This window comes from Acinetobacter sp. AYS6, from assembly GCF_025630795.1.
Lineage (GTDB): Bacteria > Pseudomonadota > Gammaproteobacteria > Pseudomonadales > Moraxellaceae > Acinetobacter.
This window is the reverse complement of record NZ_JAOTNV010000006.1, coordinates 163,660-181,858: the sequence shown is the minus strand read 5'-3', so window position 1 is coordinate 181,858 and position 18,199 is coordinate 163,660. Positions and strand designations below refer to the sequence as shown.

20 protein-coding genes are annotated in these 18,199 nt (G+C 38.3%); 2 read left to right on the top strand and 18 right to left on the bottom strand.

The window, feature by feature from the left end; genetic code table 11:
- Positions 1 to 49: 49 nt before the first annotated feature.
- The 18 genes from gspK to OD757_RS09090 form a co-directional block, all read right to left on the bottom strand.
- Positions 50 to 1,009 (bottom strand): type II secretion system minor pseudopilin GspK, encoded by a 960-nt coding sequence (gene gspK, locus OD757_RS09175; protein ID WP_263031654.1) that lies wholly within the window; start codon positions 1,007 to 1,009, stop codon positions 50 to 52.
- A complete protein-coding gene (gene gspJ / locus OD757_RS09170) occupies positions 1,009 to 1,764 on the bottom strand; it encodes a type II secretion system minor pseudopilin GspJ (protein WP_263031653.1) in 756 nt (251 codons plus the stop codon). The genes gspK and gspJ overlap by 1 nt, the downstream gene beginning before the upstream one ends.
- On the bottom strand, positions 1,764 to 2,144 hold the full coding sequence (gspI, locus tag OD757_RS09165; protein WP_009387073.1) for a type II secretion system minor pseudopilin GspI: 381 nt from the start codon (positions 2,142 to 2,144) through the stop codon (positions 1,764 to 1,766). The genes gspJ and gspI overlap by 1 nt, the downstream gene beginning before the upstream one ends.
- Positions 2,134 to 2,688: a type II secretion system protein gene (locus OD757_RS09160; RefSeq protein ID WP_263031652.1), complete on the bottom strand. Its 555-nt coding sequence runs from the start codon at positions 2,686 to 2,688 to the stop codon at positions 2,134 to 2,136. The genes gspI and OD757_RS09160 overlap by 11 nt, the downstream gene beginning before the upstream one ends.
- 10 nt (positions 2,689 to 2,698) lie before the next feature.
- The gene (locus tag OD757_RS09155; protein ID WP_004642629.1) at positions 2,699 to 3,307 is read right to left on the bottom strand and encodes a TetR/AcrR family transcriptional regulator; all 609 of its coding nucleotides are present in this window, start codon (positions 3,305 to 3,307) and stop codon (positions 2,699 to 2,701) included.
- 36 nt (positions 3,308 to 3,343) lie between these two features.
- Entirely contained in the window at positions 3,344 to 4,117 is a 774-nt protein-coding gene (locus tag OD757_RS09150) for a TatD family hydrolase (RefSeq protein ID WP_009387117.1), read from the bottom strand.
- Positions 4,118 to 4,134: 17 nt separating this feature from the next.
- A complete protein-coding gene (locus OD757_RS09145; RefSeq protein ID WP_009387057.1) occupies positions 4,135 to 4,476 on the bottom strand; it encodes a PilZ domain-containing protein in 342 nt (113 codons plus the stop codon).
- A 10-nt stretch (positions 4,477 to 4,486) separates the two neighbouring features.
- On the bottom strand, positions 4,487 to 5,467 hold the full coding sequence (locus tag OD757_RS09140; RefSeq protein ID WP_263031651.1) for a DNA polymerase III subunit delta': 981 nt from the start codon (positions 5,465 to 5,467) through the stop codon (positions 4,487 to 4,489).
- 13 nt (positions 5,468 to 5,480) lie between these two features.
- The gene (kdsB, locus tag OD757_RS09135; protein WP_009387109.1) at positions 5,481 to 6,242 is read right to left on the bottom strand and encodes a 3-deoxy-manno-octulosonate cytidylyltransferase; all 762 of its coding nucleotides are present in this window, start codon (positions 6,240 to 6,242) and stop codon (positions 5,481 to 5,483) included.
- Between the two features lie 9 nt (positions 6,243 to 6,251).
- Positions 6,252 to 7,262, bottom strand: coding sequence for a tetraacyldisaccharide 4'-kinase (gene lpxK, locus OD757_RS09130; RefSeq protein ID WP_263031650.1), 1,011 nt, complete (start codon positions 7,260 to 7,262; stop codon positions 6,252 to 6,254).
- A gap of 2 nt (positions 7,263 to 7,264) precedes the next feature.
- Positions 7,265 to 8,992, bottom strand: coding sequence for a lipid A export permease/ATP-binding protein MsbA (gene msbA, locus OD757_RS09125; protein WP_263031649.1), 1,728 nt, complete (start codon positions 8,990 to 8,992; stop codon positions 7,265 to 7,267).
- Positions 8,989 to 9,417, bottom strand: coding sequence for an ExbD/TolR family protein (locus OD757_RS09120; RefSeq protein ID WP_204388699.1), 429 nt, complete (start codon positions 9,415 to 9,417; stop codon positions 8,989 to 8,991). The genes msbA and OD757_RS09120 overlap by 4 nt, the downstream gene beginning before the upstream one ends.
- A gap of 14 nt (positions 9,418 to 9,431) precedes the next feature.
- Positions 9,432 to 10,067: a MotA/TolQ/ExbB proton channel family protein gene (locus OD757_RS09115; RefSeq protein ID WP_263031648.1), complete on the bottom strand. Its 636-nt coding sequence runs from the start codon at positions 10,065 to 10,067 to the stop codon at positions 9,432 to 9,434.
- 50 nt (positions 10,068 to 10,117) lie between these two features.
- The gene (locus OD757_RS09110; protein WP_009387096.1) at positions 10,118 to 11,005 is read right to left on the bottom strand and encodes a ParB/RepB/Spo0J family partition protein; all 888 of its coding nucleotides are present in this window, start codon (positions 11,003 to 11,005) and stop codon (positions 10,118 to 10,120) included.
- Positions 11,002 to 11,784 (bottom strand): ParA family protein, encoded by a 783-nt coding sequence (locus tag OD757_RS09105; RefSeq protein WP_003651453.1) that lies wholly within the window; start codon positions 11,782 to 11,784, stop codon positions 11,002 to 11,004. Before OD757_RS09105 ends, OD757_RS09110 begins: the two co-directional genes overlap by 4 nt.
- Positions 11,785 to 11,805: 21 nt before the next feature.
- Positions 11,806 to 12,438, bottom strand: a complete 633-nt coding sequence (gene rsmG, locus OD757_RS09100) for a 16S rRNA (guanine(527)-N(7))-methyltransferase RsmG (RefSeq protein ID WP_009387190.1) — start codon at positions 12,436 to 12,438, stop codon at positions 11,806 to 11,808.
- 87 nt (positions 12,439 to 12,525) lie between these two features.
- Positions 12,526 to 13,215, bottom strand: coding sequence for an N-acetylmuramate alpha-1-phosphate uridylyltransferase MurU (gene murU, locus OD757_RS09095; protein ID WP_263031647.1), 690 nt, complete (start codon positions 13,213 to 13,215; stop codon positions 12,526 to 12,528).
- Complete coding sequence (locus tag OD757_RS09090; RefSeq protein WP_263031646.1) at positions 13,215 to 14,228, bottom strand: aminoglycoside phosphotransferase family protein; 1,014 nt, start codon at positions 14,226 to 14,228, stop codon at positions 13,215 to 13,217. Before OD757_RS09090 ends, murU begins: the two co-directional genes overlap by 1 nt.
- A 120-nt stretch (positions 14,229 to 14,348) precedes the next feature.
- On the opposite strand from OD757_RS09090, the gene OD757_RS09085 reads away from it, so the two are divergent.
- Together OD757_RS09085 and OD757_RS09080 are read left to right on the top strand one after the other, a co-directional pair.
- Positions 14,349 to 16,784, top strand: coding sequence for an LPS-assembly protein LptD (locus OD757_RS09085; protein WP_263031645.1), 2,436 nt, complete (start codon positions 14,349 to 14,351; stop codon positions 16,782 to 16,784).
- On the top strand, positions 16,784 to 18,094 hold the full coding sequence (locus tag OD757_RS09080) for a peptidylprolyl isomerase (protein ID WP_263031644.1): 1,311 nt from the start codon (positions 16,784 to 16,786) through the stop codon (positions 18,092 to 18,094). The genes OD757_RS09085 and OD757_RS09080 overlap by 1 nt, the downstream gene beginning before the upstream one ends.
- Positions 18,095 to 18,199: the final 105 nt, after the last annotated feature.

Genomic DNA, 18,199 nt, shown 5'->3' with positions numbered 1-18,199 from the left:
AACAACTTTCCAACATCACAACAAAAACAAATAAATTTTAATTTTTCAACTAGTTAAATGGCGACATATTTCTAGAATAGACATAAACTTGCTTATCATTACGCATTAACGCGCTTGTAAATTGTCTTTTTCTATTATTTAGCATGACCTCAATTTGTGCTTGAAAAAAACTCGACTTTACATCCAACAAGCTATTCACATCAGTTCTCTTTTGAGTATCGACTGTTGAAAAAGCATTCAATTGCCACAATTCATCAACATTTTGAAAGAATTTTAAATTTTGTTGGCGCAATTGAATTTCTTTTTCTATCGCACCTAAATCTAATTTTTGATCAATACTCGCTAAGACTAATGGCGAAGCCGTATTAATATTCACTTTTGTATTTTCAGGTAAGGCAGAAATATAAGGAGCGATTAAATCATATTTTTTGCCTTCAAAACCTCTTACTAATTTTAACTCTTCAATACGATGAAATTTAGCATTTGAAACTAAGTAACCAGGATCAAGGCCTTCATAATAACTGCTTTCTGCTCCCATAGGCCCAGATGGTTCTTCATCTGGATCTTGCCAATCGATAACAGCTTGACTTAGCTCTGCTGGCAAGCCTACGCGTACAAGTAACCGCTCAAACCAGCTTTTAGCAGCTTCATTTACCTTGCCTTCATTGGTCGTTAAATTGTTTAGATTAAATTTCCCTGACTCATCTATTAAACGCCCTGATACTGTTCCATCTTCTATTGGAAAGGGAGGCATTGGCTGTGCCCATGTTTCTTTTAAATGATCAACGCCACCGGCGTTGTTTGCATCTTGAATTAATAATTCAGAAAAAAAAGCCTCTGCACTTTTGGCATAGAGTAATGACTGATTTTGACGCATCAAATAACCAGTATTTTCCATTGTATTGGTTTGATGCTTTGCTATAGAGGCAGCTAAAATTGTAGCTAGAGCAACCATAATTAGAATGGTGAGCAAAGCGACGCCTTGCTGGCTTTTTTTATAATGTAACATTATTGCCCTCCTTGCTTTAAGAGCGATAAGTCTCCTTGATTTAAGCTATAAATCCACTCATAACTTACGCCCGCAACCGTGAGTTGTATTTTTATTCCTTTCGGTAACTTTCTAAACTCTTCAGGCTTTGTAGGATCAATATTAATTTCTGGCCACTTTGTCACTTCTTGTGGCGTGAGCACCATAATTTGAAATTGATCAACTTGGCTTAACAGCGTACTTGATAATGGCTGCTCTCTGTTTGAAGTATTTAAATTGCTATATTTAAGACGATAAAGCTTTTTTTGATCAGGATCATATCGATATTCGATACGCTCAAAAGGTGATAACCCTTGTTTTAAGGGATCAGTAACACCAGCCTTGCTAAAGTCAAGAACTTGGTTATCGAGCTCTAAGGCTGGACGTAATTGCCCGCCTTGATTAGCCGATAAAGGTATAATTTGCAACGTATCACGTAAAATTTGTTGATAAGCATCTTGTAATTCAAATAGTTGCATTTCATGCTGCGCATTACGATCACGGACTTTTAATAAATAATCAAAAATCTTCCAACCCAACAAAGATAGAACAGCAAAAATTGCAATTGCGACTAAAAGCTCAACTAAAGTAAATCCTGAGCGAGGATTAACAAAGCGAAGCTTTGTCTGAGCGCAAGACGAAGAGCTTTGCTCGGAGTAACCCCTCATCATCTGCTCTGATCGTGCCGCAAGATGAGAAACAGTATTTCGAGGGCAGGTATATTTATTTTTTATCATTATTTTGCTTTCATTGGATAGTTAAAAAATACCAAGTGGGTAATTCCATTTTGTACTTTCCCCTTGTCAGAATCATATAAGCTAATTTGCAAATCTACTTTCTGAACATTCGGGCTAACTGTGGATTGCGCAGATTTATCAATCTGCCAAGTTTCACCTTGAGAAGTAACCTGCTTACTTTGAGTACCTTGAAGCCATTCTTGATTTATCTCCATTAAGGCGACTTCATTCATTGCCACGAACTGAGCTTTTGTTCTAAGAATTGCATTTGAGGTAGATTGGGTATATTGCATGGCCACTTTAGTTAACGCGACAGCAGCTACTGCAAAAATTGCTAAAGCTACCATTACTTCTAATAGAGTAAAGCCTTTAGATTTCATTTATTTTACCCAAATGATCAATTTGTATTTCTGAGCCAATTGGTTTTTGTTCAAAGTAAAACTGTATTTTAACTGTTTTAGCTTCACCATTTCCAAACCAGATTAACTGAGGCGCCTGTCCTCCTATTAAATCTGTATTAGTAGCTTTTGAATAGTTCTGACCATCTAGAGGCTGTATTGTAAAATAGACATGTTTAGGCAATTGGCGCGTAGTAAATTCTGAGTATTTCTGCCAACGGTTTTTTAAATCTTGGACCTGTAATTTACTCTGATCGTGGTACTCATAGAGTTCATAGGAAAATGGAGAAACGTCTGTCTCACTAAGCGTAGATAAAGCTAAAACCCGAGACTGATCAAGCGACTCTTTACCGATTTTATGCGCATCAAGCAGAAATAATTCTCTTGCTTGCATTGCTTTCTTTTGGTCAACCCCACCTATATTGAGTACAACGAGAGAAGTCATAATCGTCATAATAACAATCACCACCATCACTTCAATGAGGGTAAAACCTTTTTGTGATTTAGACGGTGATTGGGATTTCATATTGACCTATTTAAGCATATTGTTCGACAGCTTGTTTAGGTAAGGCTAATGCCTGATCAATATAAGCCACTCTTAAAGTGTCTCTTGAACCTAAATACCGTTGATAAAAACTTGAATTGAGAATAGCTGCCGCACCATGAGTTAATGACCAAATAGAGGCCAGATAATCTCGTGTAGGCATATTGCTTTGAATAGATTCTAAATAGTGATCCGTCATGCGAATGATAATTCGCAATCGCTGTTTACGCACCTGATAAAGCTCATTAAAAAGATGATGTACACCTTGAGCTGTAATCGAAAGTTTTTCTTCAATTTGATGAAATAAAACTGTCCGCTCAGGATGATGCAAATGATGCAACATAAAAAAAGCCAAATGTTCTGGAAAGGCCTTTTCAGTATCTTGAACCATTTCGAGTAACATACGCTCATTACGAATAATCAATAGCATGTACAACTCATCTTTACTTTGAAAGTGTTTGTACAAAGTTCCTTTTGCTAAATCAAGCTCAGCAGCCAAGACATCAAGTGTCATTCCAGCTTCGCCATTTTCTAGCAATAATTGCTCCGCAACCTGAAATATTAATACTTCTCTTGCTCGGAACTGAGCCTGACGATCCATCTTCACGCAATTACTCTCTTATATAGTTTCTATAACTTAAATCGCTTTTAGCAAGTTCTCAAAATTTTGTGAGGTGATCATTGCAATTTCCTCAACCGATTTATCATATACATCGCTGAGCGCTTTGGCTACATAAGGCACATATTTTGGTTCATTTGTTTTGCCACGATATGGTACAGGTGCTAAATAAGGACTATCTGTTTCAATTAAAAGACGATCTAGGGGAACTTGTTTAGCTACATCACGCAAGTCCTGTGCGTTTTTAAATGACACAATACCTGAAAAAGAAATGTAATAACCACAATCAAGCACAGCCTTGGCCGTTTCCCAATCTTCAGTAAAACAATGCAAAATCCCATGCGTGGAGTTTTCAGCACGAATAATATCTACCGTATCATGCTTTGCTGAACGCGTATGAACGACAACTGGTTTTTTTACAACTTTCGAAGCTTGGATATGTCTTGCAAAACATGCTTTTTGCTCTTCAACAAAATCGGTACTGTGATAATAGTCCAGTCCAGTTTCACCTAGCGCCCATACTTTTTCCGACTGTGCCAATCCAATCAAATGCTCGGTCGTGGCACGTGCCATTGTATCTACATCCTCACAAGGATGGACACCTATCGTATAACCAACGTCTTCATGTCTCTTTGCAATTTCTGCTAGTGCAATGTGGTCATCAAGATCAACGGATATTGCCATAAATTTAGACACACCTTCTGCTCGCGCTGCTGCGAGCGCAAGGTCTAGATCGCCGTTATAAGGCGTTAAATCTAACATCGTTAAATGGCAATGCGTATCAACAAACACTTTTTCATCCTATTTGATTACATGGTATAACTTGGACGGTCTAGAGACATACTACCAGCCAAAACTCTTTCTGCCTCAGCTTTATAGTAAACGCCCTTATCTCCACTTAACTGAATAGCAAAACCCTGAGGTTTAAATCCGCTTTGCTTATGTGATATCCAAATCACCTTTCCAGTAAGAGGAATTTTTTGAGATTGCTCTGGTAGCGTTGCTAGAATAAAAATCTCTTGTCCCATTTTTACTTTTTGTTTTGATGGTACAAATAGACCTCCACCTTGCACATATCCCATATAGCTTGCTTGCAAAGTAGCTCTATCAGGAATATTTACCTGAATAATCCCCCCCATTTGCGGCTGCATATTTTTCCCCTTAAATATTCATTAACGTTATAAACAATTGATCTATAATAAGTTGACTCTGTACATTTTGCTCAACTAGCTTTTTTGCTTGTTGTAATTCACTATAAATATTAAATAAGTTTTCCAAATCGTAATATGAACTTAATTGATCAAAATTTAAATCTGTATTTTTCTGTGGTTGATTTAGCTTGACACAAATCAAATCTCCCAACAAGTACTCAAAAAGTACGATAAAATCATTAAAACTTAATTCTTTTTGCCATTTTCCAGAGAAAAATAAAGGCATATTTTTTTGAGCAACAACTTTTAGCCAATCATTTAAGAAAGTCTGTCGTTTCGTAAACCAATCACTTTTTGCAATTTCTATTGCTTGTAAAGGCATGTCATTGGATAAACCAAGTAATAAATCTGGTTGTATTTCTGCAATCTCAGATAAATGCTCATTCAAATATGAAGTAGCCTGTTCATATGAAATGCGATCTAGAGCGAAATGCTGCAATCGGCTACGAATAGTGGCAGGTAATTTAAGGTAGTGATCAGCCAATAAAATTAAAACAACACGCTCACCTGGTTCTTCTAGGGTTTTTAATAGCGCATTTGAAGATGCCAAGTTAAGAGCTTCAGCAGGTTCAATAAGAATAACGCGCCAGCCCTCTCCTGTTTGTTGCACAAAAGGCAGTAGATCTCGAATCTTTTCGATTTTTATTTTTGCATTTTGCTTTTTATTTTCTTCATCTGTTGTGATATGAACATAATTTGGATGAGTATCCGATTTTAACCATTGGCAACTGCTACACTCACCACAAGCACCATGAGGCTGCTTATTGAGACAAAGCACCCACGCCAAAAAATGCTTAGCAAAAGCATGTTTCCCACAGCCTTCCTTGCCATAGAATAATAGGCCATGTCCAATATTGGGAAACCTTGTTGTTAAGGTATCCCACGTTGTTTTCTGCCAAGGATAAACCTTTGAAGTTACATTCGGATTCATTAAAAATTAACGCTTATTCAAAAGATTCGACAGGCATATTATTTAAGCGATCAAGATCAGCTTGAGTGTCCACACCAGGAGGTAAATTTGCTTGAGCAACAGCAATCGCAATACGATGTCCATTTTCTAAAACACGTAATTGTTCAAGACTTTCTAATTTTTCAAGCTTACCCATATCCCAGGTCACATATTCTTGCAATAAGCTCACTCGATACGCATATAAACCTAAATGACGAAATGCTTGTGTATGTAAAGTCGGTTCATCATGCTTAGCCCCATCCCGATCATAAGGAATAGTTGCCCGGCTAAAATATAAAGCTTCATTTTGTTTAGACATAACTACTTTTACAATGCTATCGCGCTGAAATTCATCTAAGGTATGAATAGACTCGCACAATGTCGACATTGAACAATTTGGTTTATCAACCAAAAGTTTTGCAACTTGTTGAACAAGCTGAGCTGGCAATAAAGGTTCATCCCCTTGAACATTTACAATAATATCATTTGCATCCCAGCCTTTAATACGAGCAACTTCGCTTAATCGATCTGTTCCTGATGGATGATCAGGACTTGTGAGAACAACATCTACACCATCTGCACGGCAAATCTCAGCAATACGTTCATCATCTGTAGCCACACATAGATCATCAAAGCCTTCGACTTTTTTTGCTTGATCCACCACACGTAAAATCATAGGACGGTCATGAATAAGCAACAATGGTTTACCTGGCAAACGCGAACTTGAGAAGCGTGCTGGAATGACGATGTGTTTCATTTTTTATTCCTAGGATAATTGGATATCAAGTTTCTGCAATTGCTGTTTTAAAACCTGATAACACTCTACAGACAAGATAGCTTTAACAGGAACAACCCAAATAGGCCGTTTAAATTCAGGATATTTTTTAAGCAGTGGCAATAATTTAACTGCATCTTTTTCAGTTGTAATAAGTGGCAGTTCATCATCAAAAATTAAATCATTGATTGAGTAATCATGATGATCACGAAACGCATGTTCTTGAAATTGTTTCAAACCTAAATCTTTAAGTGTCTGATAAAAACGCTGTGGAAAGCCAATACCTACTACAGCATGATAATTACTTTGAGGATTAAAACCATGTTCGACCTTTGACGAAGGATTGAGTAAATATGGCTGTCCAGTCTCAAGATGCATATTTAATTCTGTAGTTGGTTTATATGCATGTTCAATTACTGTTCCAGTTTCTAAACGCTCAACTGGCTCTCTCAAATATCCTTCAGGTAATAGTTTTTGGTTTCCTAAACCACGATTTTGGTCGAGTACAATCCACTCGATTTGTCGTCCCAAAGCCCAATGCTGTAAGCCATCATCACTAATAATTAAATCCACTTGTGTTGAGGCAATTAGTAGCTCTATTGCTGTCTGTCTATTAGGACCTACTGCCATAGGTACACTTGTCGATTGAACAATTAATGCAGGCTCATCTCCAACCTGAGCCGCTTGAGCGCCCGAAGTAACCAACATAGGAAAAGGACCAGCTCCACCATATCCACGACTAATTACCCCAACTTTGACATTATGCTGTTGTAGATAATTCACCAGTTGTATTAATAATGGAGTTTTTCCACTTCCACCCACAGTAATATTTCCAATTACCATGACAGGCACAGGCGCTTTATAGACTTTCTTTAAACCCGCCGTATAAAAATTACGATTTAATAGAAACCCAGCACGATACAAACAAGATAATGGACGCAAAGCAATCAACCAACGCGATTGCTTATTCCATGCATTTTGGATCAGCTGGGCCAATGACATGCTTAGTTATCCTCAAAATTACGCTGATGTAATTGATAATAAGCACCATGTTTTTCAAGAAGCTCTTTATGAGTACCTTGCTCAACGATTTGCCCTTGATCCATCACTACAATACGATCAGCATTTTCAATTGTTGATAAACGGTGTGCAATAACGATCGTTGTACGGTCTTGCATCGCTTCATCAAATGCTTGCTGAATAAAATGTTCAGATTCATTATCGAGAGCACTTGTAGCTTCATCTAAAATTAGAATTGGAGCATCCTTTAAAATTGCTCGAGCAATTGCAATTCGCTGACGCTGACCACCTGAAAGGTTTAGACCTTGTGCACCTAAAATAGTGTCATAACCATTTGGTAAATTCATAATGAAGTCATGCGCATATGCTGCTTTTGCCGCTGCATAGATTTTTTCATCTGATGCACCTTCCAACTGACCATATGCGATATTTTCGCGAACAGTACGGTTAAACAATATAACTTGCTGATTTACCATTGCAATTTGTGTGCGCAAACAAGAAAGTTCAATATCATTAATTGGCAAATTATCTAAATAAATTTGTCCACTCGATACTTCTTGGAAACGTACCAACATGTTGACTAATGAACTTTTACCCGCCCCTGAACGACCAACCAAAGCCACAGTTTGACCTGGACGAATATCTAAAGAAAAATCTTTAATAGCTGCTACGCCATCAGCATAATTTAATGTCACCTGATCAAAACGGATCGCCCCATTTAATTTAGGTTTCAATTGGCCATCGTTTTGCTCTTCAGGTAAATCTAGTAGTTCAAAAACAGAATGAGCTGCTGCTAAACCGCGTTGTAACTTTTCATTAACATCAGTTAAGCTTTTAACTGGTTTTGCCAACAGACCAGCTGCTGTAAGGTAAGCCACAAATTCACCAGCACTTGTAGTGCCTAAAATCTGAGGGCGTAAAGCCAACCATACAATAAGAGCCATAGCACAAGCCATTACCACTTGAACAACTGGACTATTCAGGTTTTGTACAATCACCATTTTTAAACCGCGTTTTAAGTTCTCTTCCGATGATTTATAGAAACGTTTTTGCTCAGATTCTTCACCAGCAAAACTTTTTACTACAGCATTACCATTAATACTTTCTTGAACAACATGGTTCACATCACCCATCGTGTCTTGAACCTGTAACGAAAGCTTTCGCATACGTTTCGAAGCTTTACGTACTAAGACGCCAATCACGGGTAAAAACACAAAAACGCATAAGGTAAGACGCCAATTGGTATAAAACAGATAACCTAGTAGCCCAAGAGTAATCATCCCATCTCTAACAATGGTTCTTAATGATTCAGAAGAAGCAGCTGTCAGCTGTTCAACGTTATACATAATTTTGGCAGTAATATGACCAGATGAATTATCTAAGTAATATTGTGCTGGGAGCTTTAAAAGTTTCGCATAGACTTCCTGACGAATACTAAAAACCAAACTACGTGAAATCACCGCAGTATAGTAGCCGCCCATAAATAGGCCCAAGCCACGGAAGAATACTAATAAAATAATTAATAACGGGAACCAATCCAAATCTGCTCTACTGCTGTTTTGGATTGCATCAATAATAAATTTAATCAATTTAGCAACGGAAACTTCTGTTGCTGAGTTAATACCGAACCCGATAAGTACTAATAAGGCCACGCCCCAATAAGGTTTTAAATAGGCAAGGAGACGCGTATAAACCTTAAAATCTTGATTCACTCAGAAAAACCTCTAGAAGGAACTTTGGTACTAATATTGATGTTAACAAAACCGAGTCGTCCTGCTACATCCATAACGCGAATTACATCCTGATGAGACGCTTTGGCATCCGCAGCAATGATGAACATAAAATCACGGTGCTCTTGAGCAACCTGCTTGATTGCAGTACTCAGATCAGCAACATCTTTAGAAGAAAGTGCTTGACCATTCACAGCATAATGACCAGCAGAGTCTACCACGACTTCAATTTTATGATCGTACTGTTTTGGTGGAACACCTTGTGCATCTGGTAAAGTTAAATTGATGCGACTTGGCTGATTAAAAGTGGTCGACAGCAATAAAAAAACTAGAATGAACAACAAACAATCAATCATAGGCGTTAAATTGATATGAATGTCTTCAACCTGAGAACGTTTAAATTTCATCTGGCTTCTACCTTTTAACCAACACGGCGGTGTTCAGCTACAGACGAAGAACGCTTATAGAACAATGAGGCATGAAATAAGGTCGATTGCTGTTCTAATTCGGCAATATAATCTTGCACCACTCTTTGAAAATAGCGATAAGCAATTAAAGCAGGAATTGCAATTAACATCCCTACAGCTGTGGTAATTAATGCTTTAGAGATACCGGGAATCATTAAACTTGGACTACCAGCTGATCCAAAATCAATAACAAGAAATGACTCAATAATTCCTACTACAGTACCAAGCAAACCAAGCAACGGCGCTACCGCACTTAGAGTGCCCAAAAAATTAATATTTTTTTCTAAATAAGAAATTTCTTGAGAAGCCGCTACTTCCATTTGCGCACGAGCAAATTGCTCACCATGCTCGCGGTGCTCAAAACCTGCTTTTAAAATGTGTCCCAATGCGCTACTTTGCGCGTCTACATTTTGTTCTAAACTTTCCACGATATCTTCAGCTCTCAAAGAGCCCTTACCATTTAATGCTTCGGGTAGAACTTGTGAACGTCTTAACCGAACAAAACGTTCAATACTGATCGCAACAGTTAAAATCGAGCATAGAATTAAAGGCAGCATCAACCAGCCACCCGCTCTCACAAGTTCCCACATATGTTCTTCCCCAAGAATATAAAATTAGAAATACATGACCCAACTGCAAATTATTCTGGCAAACAAATATTTAAAATGCCATCTAACTCATCTAAGGTGTGATAATGAATAACAAGTTTACCCTTACCTTTTTGGTTATGATCAATTTTTACATTAGCGCCAAAACGCTCTGATAATTTTTGTGTCAATTGCTCAATATCTGGTGCTACAGGCGCTTTTTCCTTTTCCTGTTTAGGCTCACTTCTATCACGCACCAATTGCTCTGTTTGACGAACTGACAATCCTTTATCAATTACAATTTTAGCAACTTCTAATTGATCTTTCCCTTTTAACGTCAAGATAGCTCGTGCATGTCCCATATCAAGCTGGCCTTGCTGCATGAAATCTTTGATATCATCAGCTAAACTCAATAGACGCAATAAATTACTGACAGTAGTACGTGCTTTACCTACTGTGTCAGCAATTTCCTGATGACTTAAACCAAATTCATCATGAAAACGCTGTAGAGCTAGTGCTTGATCAATTGGATTTAAATCTTGACGTTGAATGTTTTCAATTAACGCTAATGCAATTGCAACCTGATCATTTAAATCACGAACAATTGCGGGAATTTCAGTTAAGCCCGCAAGTTGCGCTGCACGCCAACGACGCTCACCTGCAATGATTTCATATGGATGCGTTTCATCATCAACTGGACGAATTACAATAGGCTGCATCACCCCATGTTTTTCAATAGAAGATGCTAACTCTTGTAAATCGTGCTCATGAATAAAACGACGTGGTTGATATTCACCGCGTTTTAGTAAATTAACATCAATTTGCTTTAACTGTCCATGATCTAGTGCCTGTGCTTCCAGTTGTAATTTTTCTTTTTGAATTGAACCAAGTAATGCATCTAAACCACGTCCTTTAGCCAATCCGCGTTTTTTGATGCTCATACTTTACTTCCTTTCTTCACTTTACTTCTCTTTAACATCTCAGCTGCAAGATTTAAATATGCAACCGCACCTTTAGAACTTTTTTCGAAATAGATAACAGGTAAACCATGTGCTGGTGCTTCTGCTAAGCGAACATTACGGGGAACAACAGTATCATAAAGTTTTTTGCCGAAATACTGTTCAAGCTCTGCAGAAACATCACGTGTTAAAGCATTTCGCGCATCGTACATTGTACGTAATACACCAATAATTTCTAAATCAGGATTGAGTGCTTTTTGAATACGATCAATAGTCTGAGTTAGATCAGCCAAACCCTCTAACGCATAATACTCACATTGCATTGGAATAATTACACTATCTACAGCCGCCAAAGCATTGACAGTAATCAAACTCAAGCTTGGAGCACAATCCACAATGATATAGTCAAATGAGTTTCTGATTTCATTCAAAGCATTCTTTAGAATGAATTCACGACCTTCCTGCTCTGCAATAGCAAGCTCTACACCTGAAAGCTCACGATTAGAGCCTAGAACTTTATATCCAACTTCTGCTTTTTGAATGGCTGTTTCAATTGGAACTTCGCCAAGAAGAACATCTGTAATTGAATACAAAAGATCGTTCTTTTGAATACCAGACCCCATCGTAGCATTACCTTGTGAGTCCATATCTACAAGTAACACACGTTTCTTTAATACAGCTAGAGACGCTGCAAGATTTACTGCAGTCGTTGTTTTACCAACACCACCCTTTTGGTTTGCAATCGCAATAATTTGAGCCATGGTAACCTTAATACTTTTTATTTAGATACGTTGAAGTAAAAGTAAATGACGTTGTTCATCAAGTCTTGGTACGCGCAGTTCAATCACTTTACATGAAAAGTCCTGCTTGAGCTGCTCAATTTCCTCAACTGGCACTACACCTTTCATCGCTGCGATTATACTGCTCTGATGAAGATATGGCTGAGCTGCATCTACAAAGTCCGTTAAAGAAGCAAAAGCTCGACTTGTTATGACGTCAAACTGGCCAAGCTCATCAATTGTATCTTGATTCTCAACACGTGTTTGTACTGCCACAACGTTACTCAATTTAAGATCAGCAATAAATTGCTTCAAAAAACGAATTTTTTTACCATTAGAATCTAAAAGAACACATTGGCGTTGAGGCTGACAAAGAGCAATAATCATGCCAGGCATACCACCACCTGTACCCACATCAAGTAGTCTACCTTCAGGTAAGTCATTTAAAATACTTAGACTATCCAACAAATGCTTCACTAACATTTCTTTCGGATCACGAATTGCTGTCAGATTATATGCTTTATTCCAAAGTACCAAAGCATCTTGATACTTTAACAATAATCCCAAAGCTTCATCGCTAAGCGATAAACCTAATTTTTGACTACCCTGTTGTAACTCTTGAAAAAACGGATGCATAAACAGATAACATCTAAGTAAAATTTAAAACAAAGTATACCCATTTATGCATCGTGGAACACTAGTTAACGATTAGGGATTACACACTTAATCGTAGAAGCCTTCACGAATTTGCAAATCTAGCTCCATTAAACGCTCAGGCGTTCCCACATCTACCCATGCACCTTTAAGCTTTTCACCAGATATTTTTTGATTGTGCATTGCTTGCTTCAACAGTGGAGCTAAAGGACGTTTACCCGGTTCCAATCCATCAAAAAGCTTAGGATGGATAACAGAGACACCACTAAAAGTCAGGTTTTCACCCTTCACATCTTGATCGAATGTAAAGGCGCGTCCATCCAATAACGTAAAGTCGCCTTCAGGATGTTGTTTAGGGTTATCAACCAATACAATATGTGCTAAATCATCATTTAACTTAATATGACGTAGTGCTTCAAAATCCATCGTGGTCCATACATCTCCATTCACCAGAATAAATGGATCAGTTCCAAGCAGTGGCAAAGCATTAATAATTCCACCAGCTGTTTCTAGACCTTCATCCTCTCGTGTCCAACGGATATCCACACCAAATTGAGAACCGTCGCCTAAGCTACTGATGAGCTTGTCGGCCAACCATGCAGAATTGATGACGATTTCGGTCACACCAATTTTCTTAAGTTTTTCAATATGCCACACAATAAGCGGCTTACCGCCTACCTCAAGCAGAGGCTTTGGGGTATATAGCGTGAGTGGACGCATACGATTACCCAAGCCAGCAGCAAGAATCATTGCTTTCATTATGCTGCTACCTCGTAGTTACCATATTTCTCAATGAATTTAGGCATGACAATGTCATTTATGAATAACATAAACTCATCAAGTTCAGCATAACCACGGCTTTCTTCGATCAAATACCACATGACACGTGGTAAATCTTTTAAATAACCAGATTTACCATCGCGTTCAAACAGACGCACAAAAATGCCCAGAATTTTAATATGGCGCTGAATAGCCATTAAATCTGCATCACGTTTAAACTGTTCAAAACTGCGGTTCTGTTTAGCAGACTCTGGTAGTAAGTCATAAAAGACTCTAAACCATTGATATACACGCTCTGCATTCCACTGAACATATGCATCGCGAGTAATCGAGATTAGGTCATAAGTATCGGCACCAACCACGGCATCCTGAAAGTCAATCACACCAAGTTCTGGTTCATCTGCAATTTTCATCAAATTACGACTGTGAAAATCGCGATGTACAATCACTTGTGGCTGAGCCAATGCAGTTTTTGCCAATAGATCGAAAGCATCATCAATCACCTGTTGCTGCTTCGCATCTGGAACAATCTGCAAAGATGGTAGCATCCAGTCGGTTAATAGCTTCATTTCCGTTAACAGTTTTTCATAGGAGTATGCAGGAAATTGCTCATGACCATCCACAGACTGCAAATGAATCAGCTGTTTAAAACTTTGTTCATAGTATTGATCAACTGTTTCTTCATTTAATAATGTCGACAATAGCACATCACCAAAATCTTCCAATAACAGAAAACCTTGAGCTAAATCTTTGGCGACGATCTGCGGTACGCGTACACCATGGCCTGCAAAAAATTCGTCAATGGTCACAAACGGAACACAGTCTTCTTTTTCTGGAGGGGCATCCATGAGCATATACGTTTTATTTTGTAACTGGATACGCGCATAACGGCGGAAGCTTGCATCACCTGCCAAAAAAGCGATCTTAAATTGATCATTTTCAAGAACAGATGTAAGCCATGTATATATCAATTGTTCACGTTGTGTATTCATTTGCAATAAAATCTAAAACAAGCTGAGATTTTTGAAGGGTTAAGTGTAGCCACTTATAAACTTTTTCTCTATGATGCGACAATAATTAATTGTGAATTAGCATACTTGGTTAATGAGACAATGAAGCATCAGTTTAAATTTAATCCTTTAGCGACAGCTATTTTTACGCTCTTATGTGGCTCCATACAATCAAGTTATGCTGAGTCAGCTGATGTTGTCTCCAATATAGACAATAATCAACTTAAAGCGAGCATCAAAGAAGCCTACCCGGGTCAAGAATTCTTTCAACAGTATTATGTTGATAAATCTGCACCTGAGGCACAGCTTCGTGACAATAAATATTTAAGCTCGGCATTTTGCCAGGGTACGTGGGTTACACCGATTAACCCAGAGACCAAAGCTGTAGATGCCGACAAGACGACTTCTGTCGTTACGGCTAATTATGGACATTATAATCCGGCGGGTGACTCTGTTTTAGAAGGAGACGTCGTTATTGATCAGGAAGGACGCACGGTACGTGCTGACAAGGTTACGATTGATAAGACTCAAACCTTTGCACACGCACAAGGCCGAGTACAACTGGCTCAAGGCGGGTTACTTTCACAGAGTGACGAAATTAATTACAACCTAAAAAACCAGACTGGTAATTTAGAAAATAGTTTTTATATTTCTGAACAGCAACATGCTCATGGTCACGCAGGGAAAATCGAAAGAACATCACCAAATGTCATGGTTCTTAACGATGCTACCTACACGACTTGTCCACCGGGGCAAAAGCCGGGTTGGAAAATTCAGGCAAATAAAATTGAGCTAAATCAGGAAACTGGGCGTGGTGTAACTCACGGTACAAAACTGTATGTTAAAGATGTTCCAGTTTTAGCTATTCCCTACTTTAACTTCCCGATTGATGATCGCAGAACTACAGGTATTCTCAACCCTCAGTTTGGTTTTTCAAACGATGGTGGTGTCGAGCTTTCTGTTCCGGTTTATTTAAACCTTGCACCAAACTATGATCTCACACTTACCCCGCGTTATTTAGCAGACCGCGGTGCAATGTTAAAAGGTGACTTCCGCTATTTAACTGATGGCTTTGGTGCTGGTGAAATATGGGGTGGCATGTTGCCATCTGACAAAGAATATGATGATAAAGATCGTAAAGATTTCCATTTTTTACATAATTGGGAGATCAACGATCAATGGTCGACCAATCTAGAATATAACTATGCTTCAGATAAAGACTATTTCTCTGATTTAGATAGTAATCCTAACTCTAAAACAGATCTTAACTTACGTAGAGCATGGGAACTTAACTACCAACACGGTATTCCGGGCTTAAAAGCTCAGCTTAAAGTTGAAGATTTCCAGACACTTGATCCTGAAGTTAAGGATGCAGACAAACCCTATGCACGTTTGCCGCAATTCTTATTGAATTACGTCACGGGTAATCCATTAGGCTTACAATACGAATTCAATAACGATACTGCATACTTCAAGAAATCAATTAATGATGATTCTGCTCAGGAAAGTAGTGGTACACGTATCTACAACCAGTTTGCAACGCGCTATAACTACCGTACACCAGCAGCATTTGCGATCCCTGAAGTTTCCGTTCGTTCTATTCAAACATTTTATGATAAAGACACTCAGTTAAATAACCCTGGCGGTTCTGAAAACAAATCAGTCGTTGTGCCTCAGTTTACTTTAGATACTGGGCTAAACTTTGAACGTGAGGGCAAGTACTTACAAACACTTACGCCACGTGCTTTCTACGCATATGCTCCATACAAAAATCAAGATGGCTACCCTAACTTTGATTCGACAAGTGCGTCAATTAGTTATGATCAGTTATTTAACCCATATCGCTTTTATGGTCATGACCGCCTAGAAGACAATAACTTTTTATCATTAGGTGTAAGTTACAGCCTCTTCGATACTGTAGGTTTAGAACGTTTACGGGCAAGTGTTGGTCAAAGTTACTATTTCGAAGATCGTCGTGTTACTTTGACGCAACCACAAGATGAAATTGACACCGAGCGTAAAACTGGCCCTGTTGTGAGTCTATCTAGCCAACTTAATCAAAACTTCACGATTGCTGCTAACTCAGCATGGATGTCAAATGGTGATAACGCTCAGCGTGATTTCCAAGTTTATTACACTGGAGATAAAGGAAATCTTTATAACTTAGGTTATTTCTATCGCAAGAAGATTACAGGCCGCCAAGATACTTACGATCAAGTTGTTGCATCGTTTATACAACCAATTAAAGACAATTGGCGTATTATGGGCCACGTACAATATGACATGGACAATGATGTTGCCCGTGAACTCTTGTTAGGTGTTAACTATGAGTCATGTTGCTGGGGTATTTCTGTCTATGGCCGTTCATACTATAACGATCTAGACGATCCAAAAACTTCAAATGTTAGTGAAAAACGCGCGATCATGGCTGAAATTACCCTAAAAGGTTTAGGTGGTTTAAACAATAAACTCGCGTCTTTACTTGAAAATCGCGTTTTAGGTTTTAACAAAATTAATCAATCTTGGACACAACGTTAATGAAGACAAAGCATCTTAAACAGTTTTTTAAAGCAACTACCCTTGCTGCCCTAATCTCTTCATCAATGCATAGTTTTGCCCAACCCGCTGATGAAGTTGTGGCAATTGTGGACAATAGCGTAATTTTAAAAAGCGATCTTCAACAAGGGATGGCTGAAGCCGCTCACGAACTTCAGGCACAAAAAAAAGAGGTTCCACCTCAGCAATATTTGCAATTTCAGGTGTTAGATCAACTCATCTTGCGTCAGGCACAACTTGAACAAGTTAAAAAATATGGTATCAAACCTGACGAAAAAAGCTTAAATGAAGCCGTCTTAAAAGTAGCAAGTCAATCTGGCACTAAGAGTTTAGAAGCCTTCCAGCAAAAGTTAGATGCTATGGCCCCAGGGACTTATGAAAGTTTACGCGGACGAATCGCAGAGGATTTAGCGATTAGTCGTTTGCGCCAACAACAAGTCATGTCTCGTATTAAAATTAGTGATCAAGATGTAGAGAACTTCTTAAAGTCACCTCAGGGACAAGCTGCATTAGGCAACCAAGCACATGTAATTCACATGCGTATTGCTGGTGATAATCCGCAGGAAGTTCAATCAGTAGCTCAACAAGTGCGTTCAAAGCTTGCGCAAAGTAATGATATAAACGCATTGAAAAAACTTTCAACTGCAAATGTAAAAGTTGAGGGTGCTGACATGGGATTCCGCCCACTTTCAGACATTCCTGCCGAACTTGCAGCACGTATTACCCCATTACAAGAAGGTCAAACAACTGACTTAATCTCAGTACGTGATGGTGTACATGTTTTAAAGCTCCTTGAACGTAAACAAAATGAGCAAAAAGCATTAGTGCCTCAATATCAAACTCGCCATATTCTTATTCAACCTTCTGAAGTGGTTAGCCTTGATAATGCCAAGCAAATTATTGACAACATCTATAAGCGCTTAAAAGCTGGCGATGATTTTGCAACTCTTGCAGCTACCTATTCAAATGATACAGGTTCTGCGCGTGATGGCGGCAGTTTAGGCTGGGTAACTCCAGGTATGATGGTGCCTGAATTTGACAAAAAAATGCAGGAAATTCCTGTAGGTGAAATCAGCGAACCTTTTCAAACTCAATTCGGTTGGCATATCTTACAAGTAACTGAAAAACGCGAAAAAGATATGACTCATGAATATCAAGAGCGTATGGCACGTCAAATTTTAGGTGAACGTCAATTTAACACTGAAATTGATAGTTGGTTACGTGAAGTACGTGCAAATGCTTATGTAGAAATTAAAGATCCAAGCTTAGACAAAAAGAACTTACAAAAGTAAGACTTTTTCTCTTCATTAAAACCTGTGTTTATCACAGGTTTTTTTATAAATAAAATTCACTTAATAAAAAACCGGTTATTTACATAACCGGTTTTTTTAAATTAA